We start from the raw sequence: 17,500 nt of genomic DNA on the forward strand, positions 1-17,500 counted from the left end.
TTATTTTTAATTAAACTTCTGTTATTGTATGCAAATTCCTTGCTAAAGATTCAATTCTTAGTTGAATTCAGCGAAAGACTGCTGGATACTCATTGCGATCTCGTCGATCTTGTAAGTTAATCCGTCAATTCTAGATGTAAAATAATTGTAAAGGATAATAGCAATAGCTGAAGTACCAATACCTAAAGCCGTGTTAATCAATGCTTCAGAGATACCTGTAGAAAGTGCAGCTGCATCTGGAGTACCACCACCAGAACCTAATGCGAAGAATGCTTTAATCATCCCGATTACCGTTCCTAATAGTGCGATCAAAGTTGCAACAGTACCTAATGTAGAAAGAATCATCATGTTTTTCTCCAACATTGGCATCTCAAGAGTTGTAGCCTCTTCGATAGCTTTGTTAAGAGCTACCATTTTCTGCTCTTTATTTAATGTAGTGTCATGAGAAAGTGCTTTGTAAGTAGTAAGACCTTCTTTCACTACGTTACCTACAGAACCTTGTTGTCTGTCACACTCTTCTAAAGCTTCGTCAACTTTGTTTTGGTTTAGTAAGCTTCTTACTTGTACTACGAAGTTGTCTAGGTTTCCTTTCCCAGCCGCTTTTCCAAGAATTAATGCTCTTTCAATAGAGAAAACGATTACAGTGATCATGAAAGTAATCAAGATCGGTACGATAACCCCTCCTTTGTAGATAATTCCTAAAAACGACTCTGGATGAATGTCTTTTCCTTCAGTACTTGAGAAAGCTACAGAACCACCACCTAGTTTATCCGCGTCTTTAAAATTTCCTGGGTTCCCAAGAACAAATAAATAGATACAAACTCCTATAACGAATAAAATAGGAATAATAATAGCTGGGTTTAAACCTCCCGCCTTTCTAGCAACTAATTGCTCATCATTTTTTGAAACATTCATTTCCATATTTAACTAAATTATATTGTTTTAAAATTTTACAAGGTGTAAATTAAAGGCAAAATTAATTAAAATACAATAGTCTCAAATAAACATTTCGGTTTTTTTCGACAATGAAATTTTAATACGATTTCGATATTATAATTATTTTCTCTTTTTTTGACAATATTTCTCAATTTTAACAATTACGTTAAAAATTTAAAAAAATTAAGACCTCATTTTTTTAAATTTGCCAATGTTAATTTTCTTTTAAATTACTATATTCACAATTCTGTGATGCACTACAATGATTTTTTTGGGAGCTTTACCTTCCAAAATCTGCTGCATTTTCTCATCCTGAAGTACCAAATCTTCCACTTCTTTGACAGAAAGCTGAGCCGAAAGTGAAATTTTAAACTTCATTTTACCATTTACGCTTACCGGATACTGAATTTCGTCTTCTACCAAGTAATCTTCGTTCAATACCGGGAATTTCTCAAATTCCACAGACTCCTTGTTTCCTAATAAGCTCCAAAGCTCTTCGCAGATGTGTGGAGCGTAAGGGGAAATAATAACGGCTAATGGTTCTAAAATATTGCGTTTGTTGCATTTTAATTTTTGCAATTCATTCACAGCAATCATAAATGACGATACAGACGTGTTAAAAGAGAAGTTTTCAATATCGTAAACCACCTTCTTTATTAAGGTATGCAATACTTTATATTCTGCTTTTGTAGGTTCTTCGTCTGAAACTTCAAAATTTTCTCCATTAAAATAAAGATTCCAGAATTTTTTCAGGAAACCGTAAACTCCACTTAGACCTTGCGTGTTCCAAGGCTTGGATTGTTCCAACGGACCTAAAAACATTTCATACAATCTCAAACCATCTGCTCCATATTCTTCACAAATGTCATCAGGATTTACAACATTGTATTTAGACTTAGACATTTTTTCTACTTCACGATCTGTGATGTATTTTCCGTCTTCTAGAATAAATTCTGCGTCTGCATAATCGGGTCTCCAAGCTTTGAAAGCTTCAGTATCTAATTCATCTGAGGTTCCTTTTAATAAAGAAATATCAATGTGAATTTGTTGAATCTTATATTCGTTTGCTAAATTTTTAGAAACATATTGATTTGTTCCTTCAATTCTATACACAAAAGCACTCATTCCCAAAATCATCCCCTGATTGATCAACTTTTGGAAAGGCTCATCATTATTAATATAGCCTCTGTCTTTTAAAAACATGTTCCAAAAACGAGAATATAATAAGTGACCGGTTGCATGTTCGCTGCCTCCGATGTACAAATCTACCTGTCCCCAATAATCCGACAGTTCTTTATTAGCAAAAACCTCTCCATTATTAGGATCCATATATCTAAGGAAGTACCAAGAGCTTCCTGCCCAACCCGGCATAGTGGATAATTCTAACGGAAAAATAGTTTTATCATCAATTAAATCTGTAGCAACTACTTTTTGATTGGCTTCGTCCCAAGCAAAAGTTTTAGAGTTTCCTAATGGCGGATCTCCGTCTTCTGTCGGTAAATATTTTTCAACTTCAGGAAGTTCCAAAGGCAAAGCAGAAGTTGGCAACGTGTAAGGCATTCCATCCTTATAATAGATAGGAAACCGGCTCGCCCCAATAACGCTGTCTTGAGAAAATCGCATCACGCTGTCTGTAATTCGTCGTTCCGTGACCGATACCTTTTTTCTCAATCGCATCTATTATTAATGCTTTTGCTTCGTTATAATGTAAACCGTTTAAGAAATCTGAGTTTACACAAACAGAATCTTTAGAATCAAAAGATTTCTCCTGAATGTCTTCTTCCGTTTCTACAACTTTTTTAATTTCAAGATTAAATTTCTTTGCAAATCTGTGATCACGCTCATCATGTGCAGGAACAGCCATTACAGCTCCTGTTCCGTACCCCATCAAAACATAATCTGAAATATAGATCGGCATTTTTTCATTACTGAAAGGATTGATTGCATAACTTCCCGTGAAAGCCCCTGAAACGTTTTTCACGTCTGCCATTCTATCACGTTCCGTTTTCTTAGAAGTTTCTTCGATATAATTTTCTACCTCCGCTTTTTGAGCATCTGTAGTAATTGTTTCCACTAAAGGATTTTCAGGAGCCAACACCATAAATGTTGCTCCAAAAATGGTGTCTGGCCTTGTTGTAAAAACTTCAATATAGTTGATTGTTGATTGTTGATCGTCGTTAGAATTTTCAGAATCACCCGACTCTAAACCATCAATCAAAAATTTCACTTGCGCTCCCTGAGATTTTCCGATCCAATATTCCTGTGAATCTTTCAAAGGTTGTGGCCAGTCAAGATTTTTTAAACCTTGTAATAATCTTTCAGAATAGGCAGAAATTCTCATGCTCCACTGCATCATTTTTTTCTGATAAACAGGGAATCCTCCTCTTTCTGATTTTCCGTCTTTCACCTCATCGTTTGCCAACACTGTTCCCAAAGCAGGACACCAGTTTACAGTCGTTTCTGCTCTGTAGGCCAAACGATAATTTAATAAAATATCTTCTTTATCAATTTCAGAAGCTTCTTTCCATTCTTCTGCCGTGAAATTTAATTCTTCGTTTTGATTGGCATTTACATCTAAAGATCCTTTTTCTTCAAAATGTTTGATCAACGTTTCGATAGATTCTGCCTTGTCTGTATCTTTATTATACCAAGAATGGAACAATTCAATAAAAATCCATTGTGTCCATTTATAATAAGAAGCATCCGAAGTTTCTCACTTCCCTACTCCAGTCGAATGAGAAACCGATTTTTCTTAATTGCTCTTCGTATCTTGTAATGTTTTGCTCAGTGGTAATTGCAGGATGCGTTCCTGTTTGTATTGCATACTGCTCAGCAGGAAGCCCGAAACTATCGTAGCCAACCGGGTGGAGAACATTGAAACCCTGATGTCTTTTGTATCTCGCATAGATATCTGATGCAATATATCCAAGCGGATGACCTACGTGAAGTCCCGCTCCCGATGGATACGGAAACATATCGAGAACATAAAATTTTGGTTTGTCTGTGTTATTGGAAGTTTTGTAGGTTTGATTTTCCTCCCAGTATTTCTGCCACTTTTTTTCTATCTGCTGATGATCGTAAAACACTTTTTATAATGGATGTTAGATGTTAGACTTTAGATATTAGACTTAATTTTAGCATTAATTCCAAATCTAGATTCACAAAAATAATGATTTTAAAAGAAATGGAAATTTAATTTTAGATTAAATATAGTAAAAACAAAAAATCTCACCCGAGGATGAGACTTTTATATTGTATTGATAAATTCTGTTTATTATTGAGGAATTCTCTTAAGTGTATAGGTCTCAGAATGAAATTCGGTAGGATCTGTTTTATCTTCGATCATAATATTTAGTGTCGTATCACTGATGCTGATGATCTTCCCTTGATCCGGCTCTACAATTCCCTGATATTTTATCGAAATAGCTTTGCTGTCTTTATCATAAGTATAGCTAAAAACTCTGTCAAAAGTTGGAGCACAAGTTCCCGGAGTTGCAGTATCTCCTACATCCGTTCTTTTTCCGGTTGATCCTGAAGCAAATGTCCATCTGGAAGTTTGCTGACAAGTCGTATCAAAAGAAATACCGTCTGAAACAGGAGGCTGTCCTACGGCAACTGTTGTTACTACTTTTTTTATAGGCTGCCATACCCCAACAAGAGGAGCTTCCATCACTTCATCGTCGTCGTTATTACACCCTGTTGCCACAAATAATGATAAACCTGCAAATAATAATGCTAATTTCTTCATATATATCAAATTTTCAAGCGCTAAAATTATGATTTATTTATATTATTAAACAATTTTTTTAGAAAAATATTATTAAAATTTAATATTTATTATTTATTGGCTTTAGAATCAGGTCAAATTAGCTTTATTTAACAAACATTCATTAGGTGAAACATCCCTCTATTCTTCGAAAAAAACTATTTTTGCACAAAACAAATGCAAATGCAAGACATAACGAAAAATAATTTTGACTTTCTCCGTGTTCTCCTCGCCTTCATCGTTTTTGTCGGACATTTAGGTGCTTTGAGTGTTTCCAAAGAACTTAAGATTTTTGAACACAGCCCCATAGAAATTGCCGTTTTCGGATTTTTTGTAGTCAGCGGATTTCTTATCGCAAGAAGCTACGACAGATCATCAAGTTTAAAAAGTTATCTGAAAAAGAGAATCAAGAGAATTGTTCCCGCTTATCTATTGGTTGTTTTTTTATGTGCGATATTATTAAGCTTGGTAAGCACTTATACTTTCGCAGAATATTTCAGCAATACACAGGTTTACAAATATCTTTTCTGGAATTCTATCTTTCTGAATTTCAAGGCACCGTGGCTTCCCGGAGTTTTCGGAAATCAGGCTGTAAATGGCGCACTTTGGACACTTAAGATAGAAATGTCTTATTATTTCTGCGTTCCGTTGCTTTTTTTACTTTTCGGAAAAAATAATAAATACAGGAACATCAGTTTAATTATCATTTATTTTATATCACTTGCTTATCTTAATTATTTTGAATCATTAAATAAGATTTCACTTGCAAAACAACTTCCGGGAACGTTGTCTTATTTTATCCCGGGAATGTTGATTTATTTTAATTTTGATAAATTTATTAAACATAAAAATTTATTACTCATCATTGCTGTTGCTACCGTTTGGATCGATTTGTTTTTAAAAATCCAATTATTCTCTCCGATGATGATCGGTATCATTACACTTTACATTGCATACTCGTTTAAGTTTTTAAATAATTTCGGGAAATACGGAGATTTCACTTATGGGATTTATATCTTCCACTTCCCTATTATCAGGACTTTTACAACTTTAGGACTGTTTGAACATTACAATCCTTTCTTAATGGCATTTGTCTGTATGTTGGTTGTAATTGCTGTGGGGGTAAGTTCCTGGCATCTTTATGAAAAAAGATTTTTATAATTTTAATGATAACTTTGCAGTACGAATGAAAGAGCTTGTATCCATCATCACTCCGTCTTACAATTCCGCAGAATTTATCGAGGAAACGATACAGTCTGTTCTTAACCAAACCTATGAAAACTGGGAATGGCTGATTAGCGACGACCGTTCTAAAGATAACACGGTTGAAATCATAAAAAAATATAACGATCCTAGAATAAAACTGCAGGTTTCTGGAGCAAAACGGAGGCGCCGGAAACGCAAGAAATAAAAGCCTTGAAAGAGCTCAGGGAAGATATATCGCCTTCCTCGACTCCGACGATTTTTGGTATCCCGAATATCTGGAAACAATGACCGGTTATATGCAGGAAAACAATGCCGAACTGGTCTATTGCAACTACTCAAGATGCGATGAACACACGATGGAACCGATTTTAAAAGATTTTGAAGCAGATAAAATTGTTACTTTTTCTAATTTGCTTAAAACATGCAGACTTGCTCCGGTTTCTACCATGTATGACACCAAAAGAGTCGGAAAATTTCTCTTTCCTGTAAAAAGTAAGCGCGAAGATCACGTCATGTGGCTCAATCTGTTAAAAGAAATCCCAAAAGGATATCCTCTAAAAAAGACCTTGGCAAAATACAGAATGCGCGAAAACAGCGTTTCAAGAAAAAAGCAGAATATTATTAAAGATCAATATTTGGTTTATAAAGATTTCATGGGGTTTTCAACTTTAAAATCCTTGTATTATACCGGAAATTGGGCAGTAAACGGATTTTTAAAATATTCAAAAATTTTTAATTAATGGAGTATTCAAAAGAATTTAAAGCAGCCTTAAGTGCATTTTCAAATATAGAAAAAGACCGTCTCATTTTCCGACTGTTGAAAAAAGATAAGCTTTTGTCTAAAAAATTATATTTCGAACTGATCGATCAGGAAACCACTGATAACAAGAGAGATGCAATGGAAGAAATGCTTGCAGAAAAAGTGTTACTGGCTTCAAAATATATTGGAAACCAAAAATATTTTCTGGGAATCGTACGAAAAATAAGTGCCGAAATTACCGAGCATGTAAAAATTACCACCGATAAATTCGGGGAAGTTTCGCTTAATTTATTGTTGATAAATAAGATTTTAGAATACAATGAAGATCTTAGCCGACAAAGATTTGACAATGTCTACAAGCTTTATCTTTACATCATCAATAAAACAGTAAAATCATTAAGTTTAATCAGAAAACTGGATGTCGATTATTGGATGGAACTTGATGAACATTTGGAGAGTCTGGAAGAAAAAATACATAAAAACAACTATTTATCAAAACTTTTCATCAACAACGGAATCGATTTTAACTGGTTGACAAGCGATAAAATTCCTGAAAATTTTGATCAGATTATAAAAGATATAAAAAGTCAGGGATTTTTAAGATAAAATCTTTTTGATAATTAATTCTGTAGAATCGGGCTTTTCGGTGACAAATTTTTCCGCATTTTCAGACATTGCCTGAAGCGAATCTTCATTATTCATTAAAAACATTACAAAATCTGCAGCTAAACCGGCATTTTCAAAAGATCTTCCGCCATCAACGGAAATCAATTCATCTGCTTCCGGATTTTTCCTGTATTGATTTCCAAAAATTACAGGAACTCCAAAAGTCGCCGCTTCCAGAATATTGTGCAGTCCTGCATCATGAAAACCACCGCCAACAACGGCAATATCTGCATAAGAATATAATTTTGAAAGCAAACCGATACTGTCGATAATTAAAACTCTGGATTCAGAATTCTTACCTGAATGATTAATTTCGCTATATAAAATTGCATCGAAAAATAATTGTGTTAAATGCGGCACTCTTTTCAAATCGTGAGGCGCAATAATTAATTTTCCGTACGGATTTCCGCGCAAAATATCTTCTGCTATTTTTTCTTCAGCGTGCCACGAACTTCCAAAAACAATCGCTTTATCTTCTCCAATAAAATCTTTGATGAAATCTACGTGATTGTCACGATTTCTAAGATATTTTACACGATCAAATCTGGTATCTCCCGTTACGGAAGACTTCGTTAAACCCACACTTTTTGCCAACGCAAAAGACATTTCGGTCTGATGAAAAAACCAGTCGATATTCTTTTGCAACTGCTTGACAAACCATTTTCCATAAGAAGTAAAAAACGACTGACTCTCGTAAAACAAAGCCGAAATCACATAGGTTTTTGCTCCTTTATTTTTTAATTCTGCTAAGAGATTATACCAATAATCATATTTCACCGTAAAAAATAGTTCAACAGAAAACTGCGCTACAAATTCTTTTACATAAGATTTCTTATCAAAAGGTAGATAACAGATTACATCTGCGATATTTTTCTTTTTAATAACATTCTCATAACCCGATGGAGAAAAGAAAGTAACCAGAATTTTATGGTTTGGAAACTTCTCTTTTAGCTGTTCTAAAACGGGCAATCCTTGTTCATATTCCCCCAAACTTGCAGCATGCATCCACATTACTTTATCAGATTTTGAGAAGGCAGATTTCACCTTTTGCAAAGATTCTTTTCTTCCTTCAACGCCTTTTTTAGTTTTATCATTAAATAACGAAAAAACCTTCATTCCGAAGATCAGTACATTGATGAATATGTGGTAGAGAAAAGCCATTTTTAATTTGTTTTAAATTTCTATTCTATCGTTATCAGTGGAAGGATTTGAAATAACTAAAAACTCCAGATCTTCTTCTGATTCATTAGAAATATAATGTTTTGATTTTGGTAAAATAGAAATACTTTCACCTGTTTTTACAGAGAATTTTTCTTCGTCAATATAGAAAACAGCTTCCCCTTTTAAAATATAAAAAAACTGTTCTGCATACTCATGAAAGTGGAGTTTTTCAGAAGTTCCTGAAGGCATTATTTCCTGTTTAACAGAAAGGTTTTCGGAAGCTTTCAAAATCCAACTATCACAATTGTTTCCCCAAATATAATGCTCAGAATTATTTTTAGATCTAATCATTTGAATTGTGCTGTAATTATCAGAACAAACATTACACTTCCCAAAACCGACAAAATAGCCGTTGTCATTGCAACTCTCGGTTTTGCATTCTCATCAAACGCGTATCGGAACATATAGTCCTGACTGTTTAAAAAAATCAATGTAATTAAAGTATAGAGCCATCTGATGAAAATTTTCATGATAAGAAATTGTGCCCATTCATTCTCTTTTGTGATTTTCACAGGAAAATTTGAAGACTCAGGATCTCTTACCGTAAAAGCAAAAAGAATAAAAAATGCAGTCGCCAGAACGGGCATTAAAAAAGAGTATTTTTTGCTCCCAAAACTATCTGCCTTACCGTCGAAATCAAAATGAACAGGAATCGTCTGAGGCAAATTTTTATAGTATTTCACAGTAAACCACCACAAAAAAACAAGCAATCCAAAATTTAAAACATCGAAAATTGTGAAGAGAACATTCTCCATTTCAGATTAATTTAAAATTACAACACGTTTTTTATGACTCTCAGTTTATGAGTATGCTTATTCATTTCTTTATTGAAAATCCCTGTAGAATCCAGCGTATCAATCCTCACTTTTCCTGAAGCATGAATAATTCTCTGATTATCCAGCATAATTCCAACATGAATGATTTTCCCTTCCGGATTTTCAAAAAAAGCTAAATCTCCGGGCTGGCTTTCTTCAACAAAAGTTAATGACTCACCAATTTCAACCTGTTGAGAAGCATCTCTCGGTAATTTTATGTTGTGGATTTTGTAAACCAATTGGGTGAAACCAGAACAGTCAACTGCAAAAAAGCTTTTTCCTCCCCACAAATAAGGGACATTTATAAATTCTTTTGCCGTTAAAGCAATACTTTCACGCAGGTCATGACTTCTTCTGGAAGCTACAGCAGGAAATTCTACCTCCGAACCCATTGAAAGCAATGTTTTGCCATCGTTCATAATCACGGAAGAAAAATCTTCAGTGACCACCGTAACTTTTCGTTTTACAAAATCTTCGTCTGTTACAGGCTTTAGCTGTTTGGTATCCATCCATCCTTCATAGCCGTCGTAGTGCATTTTTATTTTAGTCCAGTTTTTATTTACTTCTAAAATATCTGCACTTTCGCCAAACAATATTTCCGTGACAATTTCCGCTTTGTCGGAACCTTCCGCACGAACGGGCGCTACTGTAACATTACAAATTCCTTTATTCATTAACTCTGAATTTAAAGATTAAATAATTAAAAATTAAAAAATTACGGTCTGTAAAATCTTTTAATGTCTTAATCTTTGAATATTTTAATTACTTTCTACGAAGAAAGTTTAGTCCGTCTCGCAAAGGTAAAATAAGATTTTCAAAATCATCATCTTTTGCGATCAAATCATTTAATTCCTTGATAATCTGTGTAGATTTCTGCTTCGGATTTTCTTCCAGCACTTTTCCGTACCAGAGAACATTGTCGAACATTACTACAGATCCTGATTTTGTTCTCGGCTTAATCAACCTAAAATATTCGGCATAATTTTCCTTGTCTGCATCAATAAAAACAAGATCGAAAACCTCATCGGTTTCTCTTAAAAATTCTTTTGCATCCTGAAGCTTAAAATCTATTTGATTTGAATATTCGCTTTCTGCAAAATATTTTTTGGGTAAATAAGCTAAATCCTCATTCACATCTAGCGTTGTTATTTTTCCGTCTTTTGCCAAACCTGTCGTTAAACAAAGTGTGGCATATCCTGTAAAAGTTCCGATTTCAAGAATATTTTTCGGCTGCATCATCTGAGAGATTATCGTTAATAATCTTCCCTGCTGATAACCGGAAATCATGTGTGGCTGTGTTGTTTTCTGATACGTTTCCCTTCTCAGTTTTCTCAGAATTTCGGGTTCTGAGGAAGCATGCGTTTCCAGATACCTGTCCATTTCAGGATTAGTTTCTTCAAAAAAGCTCATTCTACAATTTTTTGGTATTCAAATTTACTTAAATATAAGGAAAAAGCCTGAGAAATCCTAAACATTCTAGGACATGGGGAAATCCACATATCAATTACCGTAAAAATACGGATAGCGCACCCTCACCAATTGCTCTACCTTTGCAAAGAAGGGTAAAAACACCAAGAAAAAATCAAAATGAATGTCGGGGGAAAACTAATTAACAAGGAGAATCAGAAGACCGCTGTATCGCAAGGTAAGGCGGATTCTTCGTTACAAAAAACTAAGCCTGAAATATCCAATTCATTTTTTCAAAGAATTATTTTATTGTTGAAAAAAGAAGAACTTATTTGATTAAAAAAAAGATCCCGAATTGCTTCAGGATCTTTTTTTATATTGATTGAATGATGTTTTTAAATTATTTCTTTGGCGTGATATCCATCAATTTCATGAATTCATCAAGCTTAGGCATAATGATGATCTCTGTTCTTCTGTTTTCAGCTCTTCCAGAAACGCTCATGTTTGTCGCTTTAGGATTGTACTCAGAACGTCCACCCGCTGTAATTCTAGCCGGATCAACACCGAATTGAGTCTGTAAGATTTTAGCTACCGCTGTACCTCTTAAAGCAGAAAGATCCCAGTTGTCTCTTGGTAAAGTAGCAGATGCTAATGCAGCGTTATCTGTGTTACCTTCGATCAATACAGAATATTTATCGTAATCGTTGATTACTTTAGCTACTTTTCCTAGCACTTCCTGAGCTGCAGGAAGAATATTGAAGTCACCTGTTTTGTACAACATTTTATCTGAAAGTGAGATCATTACAACTCCTTTCAATACTTTCACCTGAACGTCTCCGTCCGTTACGTTATCCAAAGATCTTTTTAACTTGTTTGACAAAGCCAGATTCAAGCTGTCGTTTTTAGCATTGCTAGAAATCAACTGTTTGATATAAGAATTAGAAGAATTGATCTCTCCTACCAATTTATCGATATTTGCAGAGCTTTTCCCTGTATTTGCAAGACATGCATCCAGTGAAGATTTTAAAGCATCGTGCTGACTTTTCAGTAAATTATTTTCACTTGACAAAGCAGAGTTACTAGATTTCAATTCTTGAATTTCTCTTTGTCTTTCCCCTACATTTTCAATACATTGCTTATAATTTGAACTTAAAGCATCGTACTGTTTTTTGCTGATACAAGAAGTCATTCCCAGCGCCATTGCAGAAACTGCTAAGATTTTAAAAATTTTCATAAATAATCATTTTTAGACGGTCAAAGGTAGGAAAATTCATTTTAATTATATGGCTTATCTTTGTACAAAGAAATCCTCAACGCAGATGTTGACAACATTAGACTTTAAAAATCAATTAGAAAATCTTGTTCGTTTTCCCGAAAACCACCCCTATCTTTTGGCAGTGAGCGGCGGTGCCGACTCTATGGTTTTGGCTCATATTTTTAAAGAGTTACGAGATTCTAAGTTCGGGACTCAGGATGAGAATTTTGAGTTTCAGGTTGCTCATATTAATTATAAACTTCGTGGAGAAGATTCTGATCTGGATCAAAAAGTGGTTCAGGATTTCTGTGAAAAGCATCATATTAAATTTCATTTATATAAAGTTTCAGAGAAAGATAAAAAGCCGGAAAATTCAATTCAGCTTTGGGCGAGAGAATTGAGATATACTTTTTTTAAACAAATTCAGGAAAAGGAAAATCTAGAATTTCTGGTAACCGCTCATCATTTGAACGACCAACTGGAAACTTTTATCATTAATCTTTCCAAAGCATCCGGAATTAATGGCTTGAGTGGAATTCCGGCGAATGATAATAAAATTTTAAGACCTCTTTTAAATTTCACAAAAGAAGAAATCTACGAATTCGCAAAAGAAAACAAAATTGAATACCGTGAAGATCTTTCCAACAAAAAAAGTGATTATTTAAGGAATAAAATCCGAAACGAAATTGTTCCTAAATTGTTGGAAACAAACGATCATTTTCTTGAAAATTTTAAGAAAAGCTCTTTTTATTTAAATCAGACCAAAGATTTTGTTCAAGATCAAATCAAAGAAATAGAAAATAAGCTTTCGATATTTAACAATGACCATAAAATCTTATCCAAAGAGAAGCTTGATCAGGAAAGTGATTTTGTAAAGTTTGAGATTTTAAAAAAGTACGGGTTTCATCAGGAAGAAGAAATCCCTAAAATTTTCACCGCTGAAAACGGAAAAAAATTTATCTCTAAGGATTTTGAACTCTGGATCAACAGAAATGAATTGGTTTTTAAGGATAGAAAAATTGACGCTACAGACACAAAAGAACCAAAGGAAATTATTCTCTCTATTAATAAAAATCGGGAAATTATTTTCTCTGCCGATTTTAAATCTCTACATTTCAACTTTCCAACATGGCAATTAGATGAAGAAAAACTGTCTCTTCCGCTAAAATTAAGAAGAAAAAAAGAAGGTGATCTATTTTCTCCGACAGGAATGAAGGGAACGAAAAAAGTTTCTAAATTTTTGAGAGATGAGAAATTATCAAGCATAGAAAAGGAAAAAATCTGGCTTTTATGTGATGCAGAAGATCAAGTTTTAGGCGTACTTCCTTATAGGCAAGACCGCAGATTTTTGGCTGATGAAGGGACAACAAAATTCCTAAAAACAATATGGACAGAAGAACAACAAACATTCTAGCAATAGATGATTTCAAGAAAAACAGTAATATAGCTTTTGCCATTTTATATCAAAAATACTTTGTATACTCCAAGAAATTCATTCTCAACAACAGTGGAAGCCTGGAAGATGCCGAAGATATTTTTCAGGACGCATTAGTAGTCTTGTACGAAAAATTATGTGCCGACGACTTCAAAGCACATACCTGTCTTGGGAATTATGTTTCAGGGATTTCTAAAAATCTATGGCTGAAAAAACTTAGGAATAAAGAATTCCTCCTTGAAATTCCGGAAAATTATTATGCTTCTCATCAAGAAGAGATCAATTTGGCAATTGAGAACGAAAGAGATTATTGGGATAAGCTAAACGGATACATCAGTTTCTATTTCGTCACATTGCAAAAATTTAATTCAGGATATTTTTATGAAAAATAAAAGTATTGAAGAAATTCAGACCAAATATCAATATTCCAGCAAACATAATGCGCAAAATCAGAAGCATAAATGTGTCGAGCAAATTCGAAAAATTAAAAATAGTGATAATTTTTAACCTTAAAAATCAATCACTTATAAATTACTTACAAAAACTCGGGTGATTTTTTTTCTTTTTTGGGACTTCATAGTAAGTACTCAATATTATGTTTAAAACTATTTTATACAGTTTGTGTTTATTTATTGGATTTTCCATGAGTGCACAAAATCAAAAAGGTATCAATTTTCAAAAAATTGATTTAGAAGCAGCAAAAAAAATTGCTCAGAAAGAAAACAAATTAATCTTCATTGATGTATTCACAACTTGGTGCGGACCCTGCAAACTGATGCAGAAAAATGTTTTCCCCGACGAAAAGCTTGGCGAAATGTTCAATAAAAACTTCGTAAGTCTTGCCATTGATGCAGAAAAAGAGGGAGTTGATTTGGCGAAAAAATTCAAAATTTCTAATTTCCCTTCGTATTTATTTTTAGATAAAAACGGAGAATTGGTTCAGTATGATTTCGGGTATTATAATGTAGAGCAATTTTCAACCATCGGAATGGCTGTTTTGGATAAAGCCTCTTCAAAAAGCATGAGCAAAGACATGACTAAAACGATGTCTCCACCCATCGATCAGGTAAAAGGAAAAATGGTAGGCGATAAAATTGCTGATTTTTCTGCTAAAGATCATTTAGGAAAAACCTTCACTTTATCAAAAGAAAAGGAGAAAATTGTTTTGGTATTCATTCGCGGACAATGGTGTCCTTATTGTAACAAATATGTAGAAAGTCTGCAAAATATTGCACCTCAATTAAAGGCTAAAAACGCAAGATTGGTTATTATCTCTCCTGAAAAACCAGAATTTATTGAAAAAACTCTTGCTAAAACGAAAACAAACTACACTGTTTTATACGATGAAGGCTATAAAATTGCTGAGCTGTTTGATGTTCTTTATACTCCAAATCAAAAAACACTGGATTTTTATAATTCCAGACTGAAAGACGATTTCACAACAGCAAGATCAGATAATTCCGGAAGACTTCCTGTTTCAGCGACATTTATCATCAACGAAAACAAGGAAATTTCTTGGAGACATTTTAATCCTGATTATAAAGAAAGAGCTTCATTAGAGGATATTTTAAAACAATTATAGTTAAATATTTTCGGATAATTTATTTCATCCATCGTGGCTTTCACAAAAAAGAGAGTTCTCAAATTTTTTAGGGATAAAAAATTGACTATTTTAGCATGGCAAAAAATTTTACGTCTGAGTGATGGTTAAAAAAACTTTTCAGACAAAGAAATTAGGAGCAAGGGATGAGAAAGCAAAAGATATTCTCAAAATTTTAATTAAAGTAAAATGAAATTTAAAAACTGGTTTTTATTAATTCTGCTGTTTTTAGCAACAGGAATTAATGCACAAATCAAAAATCCTGTAAAATTTAAATTTACAATCAACGAATTAGGAAACAACCAATACGAAGCAGTTTTGAATGCGACGATGGAAAGCGGTTGGCATATTTATTCTAAAGATATTCCTGAAGACACGGGAATTCCGACTGAATATAAGGTTTCCGGTAAAAATATCGAGTTGATTGGGAAATTCACCGAAACAGGTAAAAAACACGAAGAATTTTCTGAAGCTTTCGGAGGAAAGATTATTTTTTATTCTAATTCGGCAGGTTTTAAGCAAAAATTTAAGTTAAAGGACGGAACAAAACCCGGAGATGTGATTGCTGAAATTACGTATCAGACTTGTGACGACAGAGTTTGTTTGGCTCCGAATACTTTAGAATTTAATAAACAGGTTACTCCAAAAGGTGTGACGGAAGAAGTGACGACTGCAACAACAGAACCTGCAAAAGATTCTGTGAAAAATCCTGTAGCTGCCGAAACTGTTGTAGAAAATCCTGCAAAAGGAGAAACTACAGTTGCAGAAATCTCTAAACTTGATCCGAAGAACTTGAAAATCGCATCAATTGATTTCCAAAAACCATTGACAGATTGCGGAACAGCAGCTATCAAAGACAGCGAAAGCTATTGGATGTATTTATTCTTAGGGTTTATCGGAGGATTAATTGCGTTGTTGACACCATGCGTTTTCCCGATGATTCCTTTAACTGTTTCATTCTTTACAAAAGGAAGTGCAAATAAAGCAAAAGGCAGAAGAGATGCGATAATTTACGGATTTTTCATTCTTTTGATCTTTGTTTTATTAAGTGTTCCTTTTCATTTAATTGACGGGATTGCAGGAAATGTTTTCAATGAAATTTCTACCAGTATTTGGCTGAACATCGTATTTTTTATCATATTCATTTTCTTTGCGGGGAGTTTCTTTGGATATTACGACATTTCGTTACCCAATTCTATCGCAAACAAATCTTCAAAAGCAGAAGAAGCAGGTGGAATCATCGGTATTTTCTTCATGGCTTTGACTTTGGTGATTGTATCTTTCTCTTGTACAGGTCCTATTTTGGGAAGTTTACTGGGAGGATCATTATCAGGATCATCTCATATTCCTACGCTTTTAACGTTGGCTTTAACAGGTTTTGGTTTGGCATGGGCGATTATCTTCGGATTGTTGGCATTATTCCCACAAGCGTTGCAAAGTCTTCCAAAATCAGGAGGATGGATGAATACGGTGAAAGTGGTTCTAGGTTTTATAGAATTGGCTTTAGCGTTGAAATTCTTATCAAAAGCAGATTTAGTTTCTAAAACTTTCTTATTAAAAAGAGAACTTTTCATCGCGATCTGGGTTGTTATCGGAATCGGTTTAGCTTTATATTTACTCGGAATCATAAGATTTCCGCATGATGATAAAAAACCAAAAATCTCTATCACAAGAAAAGTGTTGGGCGTATTGGGAATTGGTTTTGTAGTCTATATGATTCAGGGATTAATTCCATCAGAACGTCCGAAACTACAATTATTAAGCGGAATTTTACCTCCGTTGAATGTAAGTTATTTCCATGACGAAAAAGACGGAATCCTGGGAATGCATCCGGAGCACGATTTCTTTAAAGCCATTGAATTAGCCAAAAAAGAAGACAAGCCGATCTTAATTGACTTTACAGGTTACGGTTGTGAAAACTGTAGAAAAATGGAAGAATTCGTTTGGAGCCAACCGGATATTTTACCGATCCTTCAAAACGATGTTGTATTGGCTTCATTGTATGTTGATGACAAGGAAGAACTTCCTGAAGATCAGCAAACCAAGATCGATCTTGGCGACGGACAGGTGAAAAAAGTAAAAACAATCGGTGACAGATGGAGCTTATTCCAACAGGTGAATTTTAATAATAATTCTCAACCGCATTATGTGTTGATAACTCCGGACGGAAAAGTAATCAACGCTCCTGTTTCAGGATATATGGCAAAAGAGGATTTCAAAAAATTCCTTGAATGTGGAGTGAATTTCTACAAACAGAATAAATAATTTTTTATTTAAAAATAAATCTAGCCTTATCAATTTAATTGGTAAGGCTTTTTTATTGCATTGATTTTAACAGTATTTAAGGAAGATTATTTAATTAAATTACAAAATTAATATCATTTTTAAATTTTAGGTACAGACTTTGTATTGATTCAGCAAAATAGATCGTGA

At 33.8% G+C, this 17,500-nt stretch carries 14 protein-coding genes and 2 pseudogenes; 7 read left to right on the forward strand and 9 right to left on the reverse strand.

The window, feature by feature from the left end; translation table 11 throughout:
- Nucleotides 1-57 precede the first annotated feature (57 nt).
- From J3D55_RS21575 to J3D55_RS21590, 3 genes and pseudogenes are all read right to left on the reverse strand, one after another.
- Nucleotides 58-921, reverse strand: coding sequence for a MotA/TolQ/ExbB proton channel family protein (locus J3D55_RS21575; protein ID WP_259134728.1), 864 nt, complete (start codon nucleotides 919-921; stop codon nucleotides 58-60).
- Between the two features lie 240 nt (nucleotides 922-1,161).
- Nucleotides 1,162-4,022 (reverse strand): annotated as a pseudogene (leuS, locus tag J3D55_RS22445) (leucine--tRNA ligase).
- A 188-nt stretch (nucleotides 4,023-4,210) separates the two neighbouring features.
- Nucleotides 4,211-4,684, reverse strand: coding sequence for a lipocalin-like domain-containing protein (locus tag J3D55_RS21590; protein WP_259134732.1), 474 nt, complete (start codon nucleotides 4,682-4,684; stop codon nucleotides 4,211-4,213).
- Nucleotides 4,685-4,885: 201 nt separating this feature from the next.
- Between J3D55_RS21590 and J3D55_RS21595 the strand changes: the two genes are divergently transcribed.
- The 3 genes and pseudogenes from J3D55_RS21595 to J3D55_RS21610 all read left to right on the forward strand — a co-directional run bounded on the left by J3D55_RS21595 (nucleotide 4,886) and on the right by J3D55_RS21610 (nucleotide 7,274).
- Nucleotides 4,886-5,863: an acyltransferase family protein gene (locus tag J3D55_RS21595; protein WP_259134734.1), complete on the forward strand. Its 978-nt coding sequence runs from the start codon at nucleotides 4,886-4,888 to the stop codon at nucleotides 5,861-5,863.
- Between the two features lie 25 nt (nucleotides 5,864-5,888).
- Nucleotides 5,889-6,648: pseudogene (locus J3D55_RS21605) on the forward strand (glycosyltransferase family 2 protein).
- Nucleotides 6,648-7,274, forward strand: coding sequence for a deoxyuridine 5'-triphosphate nucleotidohydrolase (locus J3D55_RS21610; protein ID WP_259134738.1), 627 nt, complete (start codon nucleotides 6,648-6,650; stop codon nucleotides 7,272-7,274). Before J3D55_RS21605 ends, J3D55_RS21610 begins: the two are co-directional and overlap by 1 nt.
- On the opposite strand, the gene J3D55_RS21615 is transcribed toward J3D55_RS21610, so the two are convergent.
- From J3D55_RS21615 to J3D55_RS21640, 6 genes are all read right to left on the reverse strand, one after another.
- Complete coding sequence (locus J3D55_RS21615; RefSeq protein WP_259134740.1) at nucleotides 7,266-8,495, reverse strand: 3-deoxy-D-manno-octulosonic acid transferase; 1,230 nt, start codon at nucleotides 8,493-8,495, stop codon at nucleotides 7,266-7,268. The genes J3D55_RS21610 and J3D55_RS21615 overlap by 9 nt on opposite strands.
- Nucleotides 8,496-8,507: 12 nt before the next feature.
- Nucleotides 8,508-8,846, reverse strand: a complete 339-nt coding sequence (locus J3D55_RS21620; RefSeq protein WP_259134744.1) for a cupin domain-containing protein — start codon at nucleotides 8,844-8,846, stop codon at nucleotides 8,508-8,510.
- A complete protein-coding gene (locus J3D55_RS21625) occupies nucleotides 8,843-9,310 on the reverse strand; it encodes a DUF1648 domain-containing protein (RefSeq protein WP_259134746.1) in 468 nt (155 codons plus the stop codon). Before J3D55_RS21625 ends, J3D55_RS21620 begins: the two co-directional genes overlap by 4 nt.
- Before the next feature lie 17 nt (nucleotides 9,311-9,327).
- Entirely contained in the window at nucleotides 9,328-10,044 is a 717-nt protein-coding gene (locus J3D55_RS21630) for a C40 family peptidase (RefSeq protein ID WP_259134757.1), read from the reverse strand.
- 88 nt (nucleotides 10,045-10,132) lie between these two features.
- Nucleotides 10,133-10,780 carry an O-methyltransferase gene (locus tag J3D55_RS21635; RefSeq protein ID WP_259134759.1) on the reverse strand — a complete coding sequence of 216 codons (648 nt, stop codon included), beginning with the start codon at nucleotides 10,778-10,780 and terminating at the stop codon, nucleotides 10,133-10,135.
- A gap of 397 nt (nucleotides 10,781-11,177) precedes the next feature.
- Nucleotides 11,178-12,011, reverse strand: a complete 834-nt coding sequence (locus tag J3D55_RS21640; protein ID WP_259134768.1) for an OmpA family protein — start codon at nucleotides 12,009-12,011, stop codon at nucleotides 11,178-11,180.
- Nucleotides 12,012-12,096: 85 nt separating this feature from the next.
- On the opposite strand from J3D55_RS21640, the gene tilS reads away from it, so the two are divergent.
- The 4 genes from tilS to J3D55_RS21660 all read left to right on the forward strand — a co-directional run bounded on the left by tilS (nucleotide 12,097) and on the right by J3D55_RS21660 (nucleotide 17,332).
- Complete coding sequence (tilS, locus tag J3D55_RS21645) at nucleotides 12,097-13,446, forward strand: tRNA lysidine(34) synthetase TilS (RefSeq protein ID WP_259134770.1); 1,350 nt, start codon at nucleotides 12,097-12,099, stop codon at nucleotides 13,444-13,446.
- Nucleotides 13,419-13,859 (forward strand): RNA polymerase sigma factor, encoded by a 441-nt coding sequence (locus J3D55_RS21650; protein WP_259134772.1) that lies wholly within the window; start codon nucleotides 13,419-13,421, stop codon nucleotides 13,857-13,859. Before tilS ends, J3D55_RS21650 begins: the two co-directional genes overlap by 28 nt.
- A gap of 251 nt (nucleotides 13,860-14,110) precedes the next feature.
- Nucleotides 14,111-15,049: a redoxin domain-containing protein gene (locus tag J3D55_RS21655; RefSeq protein WP_259134774.1), complete on the forward strand. Its 939-nt coding sequence runs from the start codon at nucleotides 14,111-14,113 to the stop codon at nucleotides 15,047-15,049.
- 207 nt (nucleotides 15,050-15,256) lie between these two features.
- Nucleotides 15,257-17,332, forward strand: a complete 2,076-nt coding sequence (locus J3D55_RS21660; protein ID WP_259134776.1) for a protein-disulfide reductase DsbD family protein — start codon at nucleotides 15,257-15,259, stop codon at nucleotides 17,330-17,332.
- Nucleotides 17,333-17,500: the final 168 nt, after the last annotated feature.

Origin of the sequence: Chryseobacterium ginsenosidimutans (genome assembly GCF_024807225.1) — a bacterium.
Taxonomy (GTDB): Bacteria; Bacteroidota; Bacteroidia; order Flavobacteriales; family Weeksellaceae; genus Chryseobacterium; species Chryseobacterium ginsenosidimutans.